This is a genomic window from Gottschalkia purinilytica, from assembly GCF_001190785.1.
Classification (GTDB): Bacteria; Bacillota; Clostridia; order Tissierellales; family Gottschalkiaceae; genus Gottschalkia_A; species Gottschalkia_A purinilytica.
The window spans coordinates 1-12,620 of record NZ_LGSS01000028.1 but is presented as its reverse complement, the minus strand read 5'-3'; the positions used below and the strand labels follow the sequence as shown (position 1 = coordinate 12,620).

The following is a 12,620-nucleotide window of genomic DNA, read 5'->3' as shown; positions in this document are numbered from 1 at the left end:
GTTTTATATAATTGCTTTTAATAGAATCGGTAAATGAGCTGGTAGTTGCTATTTGTAGTATTTAGTAATATGTCATAAGTCATATCATAAATAACAATGTATTTAATACATATTATATTAGTTTTAATAATAAAGATATTATTTAATTAGTTATATAAAACATTTATAAAAGGAGGAATAAAATGTCTAACGGAATTGGAAAAGAATTTATGGAAAAAACAAAATATAAATATATGGGAGAGTCTGATCAAGAAAAGGGTATTCCACAACCACCATTAGAACTAGAATATGGTGATGATGCAATCTTAATTGATTTGCCATCTGTAGAGAATATAGAAATCAAAGGAATGGACCTAAAGGAAGCTATAGAATCTAGAAAAAGTTTAAGAAAATATGATGCTACTTCCTTAACTATAGAAGAACTATCTTATCTTTTATGGTGTACTCAAGGGGTTAAGCGAGTTGCTTCGAGACCTGCAACTTTAAGAACTGTTCCTTCAGCAGGATGTAGACATGCACTTGAAACTTATCTTCTTATAAATAAAGTAGATGGGATAAAACCAGGATTATATAGATATCTAGCTATTGAAAATAAACTTATGCAGCTAAGCCTAGATCCTGAGATGGCTGAAAAAGTAGCTTATAGCTGTTTAGAACAGGACTTTATTAAAAATAGTGCAGTAACTTTTATTTGGAGTGCTGTAATATACAGAATGAAGTGGAGATATGATGAAAGATCATATAGATATCTTCATTTAGATGCAGGTCATGTATGTCAAAATCTTTATCTAGCAGCAGAGTCTATTGATAGTGGTGCTTGTGCTATTGCTGCTTTTGATGATGATGAAATTAATGACTTACTTGGATTAGATGGAGAAAATCAATTTGTAATATATGCTGCAACTTTAGGAAAAAAGATATTATAAAAGATGTATTATAAAATTATGAGTTAAAAAGCTCTGGTAGATACTTACCAGAGTTTTTTATATTTATAATTTTAAACAGATTCTATGTTTAAATATAGATATAAAAGTAATACTTTAGATGTTGACTATTAAAATATAATGTTATAAAATTTAACTACCGAACGATAGGTAGTTAAAGGAGGCGATATAATTAATGTCTACTATTGAAAATATTAAATCAACTGCTTTAAAGTTATTTGCTAGTAATGGATATGATGGAACTTCGTTAGAAAATATTGCAAAGGAAGTTGGCATAAGAAAATCGTCTATATATTATCACTTTAAAAGTAAAGAGGACTTATTTTTTTCTGTATTTGAGGATACTTTAAATTTAGATGTTTACTATATAGAGAAGTTGAAAGAAAATTTTAGTGAACTAGATGTTAAAGAAAAATTATACTCAGTTTTTAAGTATTATTATGAAATATATAATAGTGAGTCAATAAAAAATGAAACTTTATTTTTAAAAAGGATTATGCTATTTCCACCTTTAGAATTAAAAGAGAAGTTACAGAAGAGATTTGAAGACTATGAAAAAAAATTAAACAAGGAATTAATATTAATCTTTGAAGAAGGTTTTGAAACAAAAACTATTAAAAAAATGGAAACTAAAGATTTATTAGCTACTTTTTATTGCATTATAGATGGATTATTAGTAGAAGCACATTATTATGCTAGACAAGAGTATATCACAAGACTAGATTCTATATGGAAATTATTCTGGTCGGCTATTGAAGTATAGATTTAAATTAATAGAAGGAGGATTTACTATGAAGTCAAATAGTTTTAGGACAGTAGGAGAGTTTGAAAAGCAAGAATCAATTCTTATGTCATGGCCTAACTATGAAACATCATGTGAAAGCTATAACATGGAAGATGTTAGTGTAGAGATAGTAAAGAATCTGATAGGAAATGTAGATTTAATTATAAGTAGTTTTGATGAAGATGTAACAAATAGAGCAAAAAGAAAGTTAAAAGAAAATGGAATTAATATTGAAAATATACTATTTGTAGAATATCCAAGTGTATTTTTCTATCCTCGTGATTTTGGCGCTGAAGTTCTTATAAATGATAAAGGTGAAAGGGCTTTAGTAGACTTTGACTTTGCTTCATATGGTTTTTTACCAAAAGAAGATCCAGTATCAAGAGTGGTAGAAGGATTTGACAGAATGCATGGTGAACTTGTAAATGTTGATACTACCATTTTTACACGCCTTATAAGTGAAGGTGGTGATCGTGAGTTCAATGGAAATGGAGTCATGATGACTATAGAAGATACAGAGGTTAACAAGAGAAATAAAGGTATGACAAAAGAACAAGTAGAAGAAGAGTTCAAAAGAATTTTTAATTTAGAAAAAGTTATTTGGATACCATATGCAACATATGATGATGAAAACATGTTTGATGGACCTATAATAGGACCAGATGGAACAGTAAGTGCATATAGGTCAGCATCAGCAAATGGTCATATAGATGAAATGTGCCGTTTTGTTAGTGAAGATACTATATTACTTGCAGAAATTACAGAAGAAGAAGCAAAGGAAAATAAACTACATGCATTGAACAAAGAAAGACTGGATAAAGCATATGAAGTTCTAAAAAATGCAACTGATATAAATGGAAAACCATTTAAAATCATTAGGATGCCTTTTCCGGAAACAATTTATTTAGAATTAAAACCTGGAGATAAAATGTATGAAGAGTGGCAGATATTTAGAGAGGATATGAATGGTAAATTCTTAGATGGAAGTGAATTCCCAACAGGAAATATAACTGTAATTCCTGCATTAAGTTACTGTAATTTTTTAATAACTAATAATATTGTTATAGCTCAAAAATATTATAGAGAAGGTATGTCACCTAAGATAAAAGAAAAAGATGAAAAGGCTTTAAATATTTTAAAAAGTATATTTAAAGATAGAACTGTAGTAGCGATAGATACTACTGCTCTTAATGTCTATGGTGGTGGAGTACACTGTAATACAAGAAATGTTCCAAGTAGAGATTTAGACAAAATCTAAAGAAAATGGAATAGATAATATTCATATAGATTACACAATTGGTTTATATATAAACAAGTAATATCAATGGTGTAATCTATTTTTTTGCAACCCAATAAATTATTATTATAGCAAATCAATGAAAACCTTTGTGATATAATGGGTATTACATAAATAATGGTTTATAAGTAAAAATACTTATTAGGAGGGGATATAAATGGAGTTTAAACAGTTAGATACCTGGTTAAAGCTAGCAGACGAAAATCTAGCAGAATCTATTAAACATCGAGCTAAAAATTTAAAAAATGGTAAGTTATATGAAACAGATGCTTATATGATTTATACTGTTGGCGTAGACAATGAAGATGCACACTTAAATGGTGTATTTTGTTTAGATGATACTTATGCTGAAGAAATGCTTGAAAAAGCAAATGATATATTTAAAACTATGAATCGCAATTACGTAGTATGGGTAAGAGAACATGGAAATTTAAAACTTGAAAAGATACTTAAAGAAAAAGGACTTAAAGCTAAACGTGAACCTGGATCATCAGGAATGATAATAAAACAAAGAATAGCGCCTGTAGAAATTCCGCGTGGATTTGAAATTAAGCGTGTTACTACTTCTAAAGAAGCTGAAGATTTTTCTGTAGTTGTGCAAAATGCTTTTGAAAAGCCAATTGAAGTTGCACAAGAAGTATTTAGCTCTGTTGAAACATTATTTTCTCCTAACGTTATATCTTATGTGGTCTATCAAAAAGATCATCCTGTTGCATCTGTAACTACAGTGGTTTCAGGTCGTGTAGCAGGGATTTACTGGGTAGGAACTGTTGAAGAAGCACGTGGACAAGGACTTGGAAGCTACATCACATATGTTGCAACTAATGCAGGCTTTGATGCAGGAGCTGAAGCAGTTATTCTTCAGGCTTCTATTGCTGGAGAACGTGTATATAAAAAGCTAGGATATGAAACTATAACACATTATAGATGGTATCCAATAGATGTATAGAATAATTTAGGACATAAAAATAAATTGTAAAGAGTCACTACTTTGTAAAGTAGTGACTCTTTACAATTAAGGTATATAGCAAAACAAAAAAAGTAGATATGAATTTATTTAATATAGTATAGTAGTATTATATGGAATGTAGCTAGATATGTTATTGATTTTATTTTTATATAGAAAAATATTCAAAACTATTTAGCATTTTCTAAAATAAGATTTTTAGCCCAACCAACTACATGATCATTTCCATCTATTACAAACTCCTGCCCCCTACTTACACTATTTAAAGTGCAAAAGTTATCTTCCAAATTCCATCTTTTAATATTCTCATGATAAGTCATTCTAGTACCGTATGATGGATGAAAGAATGTAGGTAGTTTCCATATTGACTTTTTATTACTATCATAGGATAATAATAATTTTTCATTAAAATCAAAAATTCCTGCCCCACTTACTGTATTATTAAAACTAAGTTTATGATTAGCTATATAAGCAGTGTTATTTTTTCTATTTCTATTTTTAAAATGAGGGTGATTTAAATAAGAATCAGGATATGATTTAATCTTATCTATAGAAAACTTTTCACCTACTTCAAGATATCCAAATATCACATGTTTTCCTTTCTTATCTTTAGGATCATATTTATAACCTTCATTTGTTTTAATTGTTTTTCTAAACCATCCGAAAAATAAGAATATTGATCCTACGTCTACATTTTCACTATCCAAATGTTTAGCAGATGAACCATATTGACCAAATATCGCTTTCCAATTATCTGTTCTTTTCATGGTACACTGACTAAGATCAGGATCTAGATGAGTAGTATAAGATAAATCAAATGGTTTAATTCCTAATTGACCTATCAAATCTAAATAGGATAATCTATCATCTATCATTAAATCTTTATAATAAACATCTGTATTATTCTCTGGTATAGGTAAAGATACTAATGTACCATCTGGAAGAATAGGACTAGGATAACCCCCAGACGAAGAATCAAAGCCTTTACGACTAAGTATGACTTTCAATGCAATCACCTCTACATGAGGTTTACCCAGTTAAAATAGAATAAAACATACATTGTCAAACGTGTAATTATCGTAGATTAAATACATTAGATGCAAACCTTATTTTAAACATTAACTTTTAACTTAACATAATGTTAAAGTAAATCTTTAGAATATCTTAAGAAATTAGTAATAAATTAGTCATAATAAATGACTATAATAAGACTTAAAGTTATATGTAACTCATGTATAGTGTTTGAATTGAGGGAGGCAAAAATGAAGAATATGATTTCAATTTTTCTAAAAATATTTATTGTTGGACTTTGTATTAGTATAATATATAATTTATTTAATAAAAATAAGCATATTAAGAAACCTAGTGATATTTTAAAAAAATCTAATGACATTTTAATGTTAGTTAATTACGAAAATTCACTTTCGTCTGATTATGTACCACCTAATTTAATGACACCTAATGTACCTTTTACTTTTGAAGGAGATTTACCTAAGAAAAAATTACGAAAAGAAGCAGCAGAAGCATTAGAAGAAATGTTTAGAGAAGCAAAGAAAGAAAACATTAGACTATATGGTGTATCAGGATATCGTCCTTACGAAGCTCAAGAACAAGTTTATCAAGAAAGAGTGGACAAGGTAGGTAAAGATAAGGCTGAACAGTATGTAGCTATTCCAGGAAAAAGTGAGCATCAAACAGGACTAGCTATGGATATTGGAAATAAAAGTACAGGAGACTTTGGAAAATCAAAAGAAGGAAAATGGGTTAAAAATAACGCCCACTTATTTGGATTCATTATTCGATATCCTGTTGGTAAAGAACATATAACAAAGATCAACTATGAACCATGGCATATTAGATATGTTGGCGTTGAGGCAGCAACTTATATTGCTTCTGAAGGTATAACATTAGAAGAATTTCTAGACGAGAAATACTCGAACAAAGTTAGATCACATAATGCTGAAAATATTAAACTTATATTAAAAAAATCTATTGAAACAATATTGCAAAAAATTCAAAGTATTTATATACTGAGCTCATAAAATATAAAGAAGGGTTAAGATAAAATGGAAAAAGAAACAATATTGATTGTAGAGGATGAAAAGGAAATAGCAGATTTAATTGAGATTTATCTGTTAAATGATGGTTATAAAGTTTTAAAAGCTTCTAATGGTAAAGATGCGTTATCCATACTGGAAGATGAATCAATTCAATTGGTTATTCTTGATATTATGATGCCAGGTATTGATGGACTGGAAGTATGTAGAAGAATCAGAAGAGATAATAATATTCCAATTTTAATGTTGAGTGCTAAAACACAAGATATGGACAAAATTTTGGGATTAAGTACAGGTGCAGATGATTACCTTACAAAACCATTCAATCCTTTGGAATTGATGGCAAGAGTAAAGTCCCAGTTGAGACGTTATCTTTATCTAAATCCTAGAGATTCCCACAAGGAAGAAGATGTTATTAATATTAGAGGGATGACCATTAATGAGAAGAAACATAAAGTAACAGTGTATGACAGAGAGATAAATTTAACTCCTACTGAGTATGAAATAGTATTATTGTTAGCAAGTAATCCAGGACAAGTTTTTAGCACAGAGGAGATATTTGAAAAGGTATGGAAGGAACGCTATCTTGATGCTAATAATACAGTTATGGTTCATATTAGAAGAATAAGAGAAAAAATCGAGGAAAATCCAAGAAAACCAATGATAATAGAGACTGTATGGGGAGTGGGGTATAAGATTGATAAATAAGAATATAAGATGGAAAATCATAATAGTGTTCTTAACGAGTATAGTTATTGCTGTTGTTGGTGTTTTTCTATTATTAATGATTGCTTCTTTTGTATCAGGATATTCATTACCAGGAATGATTTTAACAAGGTTATATAATACAGTTGGACCATATGTAGTAGCAATTATTACAGGGATAATATTGTTTACAATTTCTTTCTTTATACTTACTCAGAGAAGCATTCGATATTTGGAGGAAATTAATATAGCATTAAAGAATATCTCACAAGGAAATCTTGAAACAAGAGTGAATATAAAATCTAGAGATGAGTTAGGAGAGTTAGCTCAGAATATTAATCTTATGGCTGAACAATTAAAGCAACTAATAGAAGAAGAAAGAAACGCTGAAAAAACAAAAAATGAACTTGTTACCAGTGTATCTCATGACTTACGTACACCACTTACTTCGATTCTAGGATATCTAGGATTAATAGTAAATGATAAATACAAAGATGAACTAGTATTAAGATACTATATTGATATTGCTTATAACAAGGCACAAACATTGAAAAAGCTAATTGATGAACTATTTGAGTTTACTAAGATTAGTTATGGAGGAATAAAGGTTAATCTTGATAGAATAAATATAGTGGAATTACTAGAACAATTAGCTGAAGAATTTGTTCCTATACTAGATGAGAACGGAATGGAATATCGTTTGACCTTACCTGAGAATAAAATTTATGTAAAAGCAGATGGTGGATTACTAGTTAGGGTATTTGAAAATTTATTATCTAATGCAATAACTTATGGTAAAGAAGGTAAATACGTAGATATCCAACTTGAAAATGAAAACAATGAAACTATTGTTAGTATTATAAACTATGGAGAAACTATTCCTGAAATGGATTTAAAATATATTTTCGATAGATTTTATAGAGTTGAAAAATCTCGTTCTCAAGATACAGGAGGAACTGGATTAGGATTATCCATTGCTAAGAATATTGTGGAACTCCATGAAGGTAAAATTACTGCCTTTAGCCAAAATGGTAAGACGATGTTTCAAGTAAAATTAAAGAGTTTACTTGAAGAATAAATAAAAAACAGTTCTTTTTATAATAAAAAGAACTGTTTTTTATTTATTAAAATTCTTATTATTTGTAATACAAAATATTATATGATCATTTCAAATAATTCATTATATTTAACATGATATTTATAGTTAATGATAAATCTTATCCTAGGCTCTTATAGAAGCTATAAAGGAACTGAGAGGAATAGTTAAAATAAGTCCCATACTTCCACATAAGGAACGAAGAATTTCTTCAGATATAAATTCTATATTAATAATGTCTACAAAAGAAGTATCCATAACTGCGAAAAAAAGAAATAAAGGTAGTGAAGCACCAGCATAAGCTAGAATTAAAGTATTTGCCATAGTAGACATTATATCTCTTCCAACATTTAATCCAGATTCAAAAAGTGATCCTTGTGATGTATCTGGGTATTTTTGTTTCATTTCGAAAATAAAAGATGTAATAGACATGCTAACATCCATAACTGCTCCAATAGTACCTATAATAATTCCACTAAACAATAGTCCACGATAATCTATTGCTATATCTGTATAGGCAACTAAAGTTTGTACATGATCATCTGAAAGACCTGTTAGGCTCATAAGATTACCAAAGTAAAATGCACATAATCCAGCTATAATTGTACCACCTATGGTACTTATAATAGCACAAAGACTTTTTCTACTAAATCCACTTATTAATAAAAAGCTTATTAGTATAGCAATGGAAGACGTAATAATAGTAGCTATTATAGGATTTATTCCCTTTAATACTAAAGGAATTAGTAAAAAAACTATTAAAAGAAGAGTTGCAATTAATGAAATAGCTCCACATATTCCTTTAATTCCTCCGAAAATAATTAATAAAACTAAAAAAGTAATTGCTAATACTTTAAGTACAGTCCTTCTTTCCACATCATATAAACTTATTTGTGATATTTTTCCATTTGATGAATCAACATTTAGAATAATAGACATTCCTTTTTCAAGTTCAATATCTGTTTGAGTTCCTTGAATAGGCGTATACTCAAAATTAACTAACTTGTCCTTGTAAGGACCATTAGAAATTTTAGCTTGAATTTCATATATTTTACCCTCATCTTTGTTAAATTGATTTATATCTATAATAACTGCTTTATATCTATCAGGACGTTTTGTCTCTTCACTATAGCTATGGCTAGGAAAGATTAAGGTTAAAGCTAAAAAAAACATGAACAATATATGCAACTTTCTCATGCTAACCTCCCAATAATTAACATTTATATATTATAACTATGAATGAAAAACATTTTTATTACTTAATAGGGGTATTATCACATTGAATCTAATTAACTGACTAGTGAATATAGAGTTTTTATTGATATTAAATGATTAAAGAAAATATTTTAGATTATTTTAAGGAAATTTTAAGAAAGCAAATTTATAATGACTTTAAAATAGAAAACTTCTAGGGAGGTTCTATTAAAATGAATATTACAGAAAAAAGATTTATTAGTTTAATTGTCTTAAACTTAATACTTACATTAACTATAGTAATTGGGATAGGATTTCTAGTTTATAAAAATATCAGAAGAGTAGGCCCAATGGAAGAAGGACTAAGAGGTAAGATTCCAAGTAGCTATAATGAAAAAAATACGGATAATAATGAAGCTCAATAAGCTAAATAAGAAAGGAGTAAAGTTATGAAGAAAAAGATTTTTTTAACCATAGGTATATTAGCATTAATAGGAATATTTTTTACGTTCTTTAAGACTAAAAATATCGATAAGAAAGAAATAAAAACTGCTACTGTTTCAGTAAAAAAAGGAAGTATAGAGTCAAGAATAAGCGTGTCAGGGACTATATCAGAAAGGCATAGTGAAGAGATAAAAGGAAAGTCCTCAAAAGAAGTAGATGAAGTATTAGTTAAAGCATGTTATCAGGACTTGTATTTAGAAGTATATTGTCAATAATAGCTGGTTATTTCTTAGCTAAGAAATCTCTTGCTCCCATAAAAGAATCTATAAAACAACAGAAGCAATTTGTATCAGATGCATCACATGAGTTAAGAACACCTCTTTCTATTATACAATCGAGAGTGGAGCTTTTATTAAAACATCCTTATAAAAAAATAGAAGAAAAAGTAGACAGTATATCAGTAGTATTAAATGAGTGTCGTGGTATGGCAAAACTTTTAAATGATATGCTTATATTAGCTAAATCAGATTCTAATAAATTAGCTATAGAAAAAGGAGAATTTTCACTAAAAAAGCTTTTAACAGAAATAGTTGATAGTTATTCAGAAATTGTTAAGCAAGTTATCGGAAAATATAATAAAATAATATAGTAAGGAGTATATAATACAATTTTGAAAGGGATAGGAATACTATAGATGAAAAAAATTTTACTAGATTTTATAAAGTTATTTACAGGACTTTTTATAAGTGCCTTTGGGATAATGATGACAATTAATGCTAATTTAGGATTTGCACCATGGGATGTTTTTCATAAAGGAATTTCTAATATATTTGGTACTACAATTGGGCAGTCTAATATTATAGTAGGAATAGTTGTTGTAATAATAGATAGTATATTAGGTGAAAAAGTAGGATGGGGAACACTATGTAATATGGTGTTTGTCGGTATATTCATGGACTTTATAACATCAATTGGTGTGATACCAGTTGCTCATAGTTTCATACCAGGTGTTATTATGATAATAGTTGGAATGTTTATAAGTGGTATAGCAGCGTATCTCTATATAAGTGCAGGTATGGGAGCAGGTCCTAGAGACGGATTAATGGTAGCATTAGTTAAAAAGACTAATAGATCTGTAAGATTCATAAGAAACTCTATCGAAATAGGGGTATTAACCATAGGATATTTTCTAGGGGGATTTGTAGGTATTGGCACTTTAATGATATCATTAGGAATAGGATATTTTATTCAGCTCGCCTTTAAAATTTTCAAATTTGATGTTAAGAAAGTTAGACACAGACTCGTTGTAGATGATATGAAAGTACTTAAAGATAAACTATTAAAAAAAAGTAGCTAACAATAAAAAACTTTATGAAAAGAATTCTACTTATAATTTATAAGTAGAATTTTAATATTTATACCCTAAAAATTATAAACATTGAAATAATTTTAATAGTGTAAGAAGCTTATTAAGTAAGTCAAAAGAATTATAGTCTATAATTTATCTCATAATAAAATAGGTGTATGGAATATTAGCTATTGTGATATTAAATAACTTATCATTACGATTTCAAATGAGGAGAGGTGTTAGTAGTGAACAACAAATTTTGGTTAATTAATGTATTACTAGAAGAAGGCTTCATGTATGATAACAATGAAGTTAGTGGTACTAAAACAGATATATATCATCTGTTAATAGAAGATGAAAAAATAACTAAAATTGAAAAAGGAAACCCACCACAAGATGGCAACAAAGTAATAGATGCTAAAGGTCTTCTTGCATTACCTTCTTTTACAGAGAAGCATGTACATCTTGATAAAACTCACTTTGGAGGACCTTGGAAAGCAAGTACACCTTTTAAAAGTGTAGGTGATAGGATAAAGGAAGAGGAGGAATTTTTACCTAAATTCCTTCCAAAGACTGTTGAGAGAGCTGAAAAGTTACTTGAATTAATTACACAAAATGGTGTAACTCATGCTCGTGTACATTGTAATGTAGATCCAGTAATAGGACTTGGTAATGTAGAAAGAGTAATTACAGCATTAGAAAACTATAAGGATAAATTAACTTATGAATTAGTAGCCTTTCCTCAACATGGACTATTACGCAGTAATTCAATTCCAATAATGAAGGAAGCTATGAAAAATGGAGTTAATATAGTGGGAGGACTTGATCCTGCAACTATTGATAATGATATAGAGTCTTCACTTAATAGCTTAATGGAAATAGCTGTAGAGTATAGTGCTGATGTAGATATTCATCTACATGATGGTGGAAAGTTAGGTATGTACACTATAAAAAGACTAACTCAACTAGTAGAAGATGCTAAATGGCAAGGAAGAGTAAATATAAGCCATGTGTATTGCATGGGAGAAAGTTCAGAAAAAGAAGTTGCAGAGATAGCAGAGACACTTGCAAGCTTAGATATAAGTATAGCTACAACAGTACCTATTGACGTACCCGCACCTCAAGTTCCAATTTTGTATGAAAAAGGTGTTAAGGTATATATAGTAAACGATAATATAAATGATCATTGGAGTCCATTTGGCACAGGGGATATGATTCAAAAGGCAAGTAGAATGGCGGAAAGATTCGGATGGATTGATGAATATTCACTTACAAGAGCTTTGAATTTTATAGCAGATGGAAAAACTCCTTTAGATTCAAAGGGAAATCAAGTATGGCCTAAAGTAGGAGATGATGCTAATATTGTTTTTGCTGACGCATCTTGCTCTGCTGAGACCATTGCTAGAAGGGCTAAAAGAAACGCAGTTATGTTTAGAGGAAAAATCGTATCAGGCAAGTTATAAAATAACTAGTCAAAACTAAGTTTTCAAACTATTATATAAATTGATTATAATAAATTAGACTATATAGTGAATTAAAATAAACTATAATTAAAAAAATAAAAATCCTATCTATATTTTCTATAGATAGGATTTTTATTTTTTTATTAATTCAATATTTAACATAAATATTAATCTAGTTCTTACTATCTTCGCCATAATACTTTTCTAGATTTACACTATCTAAAAAGTTAGTTCCTATTATACCCCCAATAATAAGAATAGATCCAATGATATGATAATAATATAATCTTTCTTTCAAGAAAACAACACCAGCTATTATAG

At 28.7% G+C, this 12,620-nt stretch carries 14 protein-coding genes; 12 read left to right on the top strand and 2 right to left on the bottom strand.

Annotated features, from left to right (window positions below; translation table 11 throughout):
* Positions 1 to 182: 182 nt before the first annotated feature.
* The 4 genes from CLPU_RS15650 (at position 183) to CLPU_RS15635 (ending at position 3,974) form a co-directional block, all read left to right on the top strand.
* Complete coding sequence (locus tag CLPU_RS15650; RefSeq protein ID WP_050378959.1) at positions 183 to 926, top strand: SagB/ThcOx family dehydrogenase; 744 nt, start codon at positions 183 to 185, stop codon at positions 924 to 926.
* 193 nt (positions 927 to 1,119) lie between these two features.
* Positions 1,120 to 1,707 carry a TetR/AcrR family transcriptional regulator gene (locus tag CLPU_RS15645; protein WP_050378957.1) on the top strand — a complete coding sequence of 196 codons (588 nt, stop codon included), beginning with the start codon at positions 1,120 to 1,122 and terminating at the stop codon, positions 1,705 to 1,707.
* A 28-nt stretch (positions 1,708 to 1,735) separates the two neighbouring features.
* On the top strand, positions 1,736 to 2,986 hold the full coding sequence (locus CLPU_RS15640; protein WP_050378955.1) for an agmatine deiminase family protein: 1,251 nt from the start codon (positions 1,736 to 1,738) through the stop codon (positions 2,984 to 2,986).
* 196 nt (positions 2,987 to 3,182) lie between these two features.
* Positions 3,183 to 3,974: a GNAT family N-acetyltransferase gene (locus CLPU_RS15635; protein WP_050378953.1), complete on the top strand. Its 792-nt coding sequence runs from the start codon at positions 3,183 to 3,185 to the stop codon at positions 3,972 to 3,974.
* A gap of 188 nt (positions 3,975 to 4,162) precedes the next feature.
* Here the strand turns inward: CLPU_RS15635 and CLPU_RS15630 are convergent, their stop codons facing one another.
* Positions 4,163 to 4,999 carry an Nmad3 family putative nucleotide modification protein gene (locus tag CLPU_RS15630; RefSeq protein WP_050378951.1) on the bottom strand — a complete coding sequence of 279 codons (837 nt, stop codon included), beginning with the start codon at positions 4,997 to 4,999 and terminating at the stop codon, positions 4,163 to 4,165.
* 255 nt (positions 5,000 to 5,254) lie between these two features.
* On the opposite strand from CLPU_RS15630, the gene CLPU_RS15625 reads away from it, so the two are divergent.
* The 3 genes from CLPU_RS15625 to CLPU_RS15615 are packed head-to-tail and all read left to right on the top strand — an operon-like array spanning position 5,255 to position 7,832.
* A complete protein-coding gene (locus tag CLPU_RS15625; RefSeq protein ID WP_082154274.1) occupies positions 5,255 to 6,034 on the top strand; it encodes a M15 family metallopeptidase in 780 nt (259 codons plus the stop codon).
* Positions 6,035 to 6,058: 24 nt separating this feature from the next.
* Positions 6,059 to 6,757, top strand: coding sequence for a response regulator transcription factor (locus CLPU_RS15620; RefSeq protein WP_050378948.1), 699 nt, complete (start codon positions 6,059 to 6,061; stop codon positions 6,755 to 6,757).
* Positions 6,747 to 7,832 (top strand): sensor histidine kinase, encoded by a 1,086-nt coding sequence (locus CLPU_RS15615; RefSeq protein ID WP_200898631.1) that lies wholly within the window; start codon positions 6,747 to 6,749, stop codon positions 7,830 to 7,832. Before CLPU_RS15620 ends, CLPU_RS15615 begins: the two co-directional genes overlap by 11 nt.
* 144 nt (positions 7,833 to 7,976) lie before the next feature.
* Here CLPU_RS15615 and CLPU_RS15610 read toward each other — a convergent pair whose 3' ends face one another.
* Entirely contained in the window at positions 7,977 to 9,047 is a 1,071-nt protein-coding gene (locus CLPU_RS15610) for a YibE/F family protein (protein ID WP_050378944.1), read from the bottom strand.
* A 230-nt stretch (positions 9,048 to 9,277) separates the two neighbouring features.
* Between CLPU_RS15610 and CLPU_RS15605 the strand changes: the two genes are divergently transcribed.
* From CLPU_RS15605 to CLPU_RS15585, 5 genes are all read left to right on the top strand, one after another.
* Positions 9,278 to 9,469, top strand: coding sequence for a hypothetical protein (locus CLPU_RS15605; protein ID WP_050378942.1), 192 nt, complete (start codon positions 9,278 to 9,280; stop codon positions 9,467 to 9,469).
* Positions 9,470 to 9,493: 24 nt separating this feature from the next.
* On the top strand, positions 9,494 to 9,763 hold the full coding sequence (locus tag CLPU_RS15600) for an efflux RND transporter periplasmic adaptor subunit (RefSeq protein ID WP_050378940.1): 270 nt from the start codon (positions 9,494 to 9,496) through the stop codon (positions 9,761 to 9,763).
* The gene (locus CLPU_RS15595; RefSeq protein WP_050378938.1) at positions 9,724 to 10,137 is read left to right on the top strand and encodes a histidine kinase dimerization/phospho-acceptor domain-containing protein; all 414 of its coding nucleotides are present in this window, start codon (positions 9,724 to 9,726) and stop codon (positions 10,135 to 10,137) included. Before CLPU_RS15600 ends, CLPU_RS15595 begins: the two co-directional genes overlap by 40 nt.
* Positions 10,138 to 10,182: 45 nt before the next feature.
* A complete protein-coding gene (locus CLPU_RS15590) occupies positions 10,183 to 10,845 on the top strand; it encodes a YczE/YyaS/YitT family protein (protein WP_050378936.1) in 663 nt (220 codons plus the stop codon).
* A gap of 236 nt (positions 10,846 to 11,081) precedes the next feature.
* On the top strand, positions 11,082 to 12,299 hold the full coding sequence (locus CLPU_RS15585; RefSeq protein ID WP_082154273.1) for an amidohydrolase: 1,218 nt from the start codon (positions 11,082 to 11,084) through the stop codon (positions 12,297 to 12,299).
* The last annotated feature ends 321 nt before the right edge of the window (positions 12,300 to 12,620 follow it).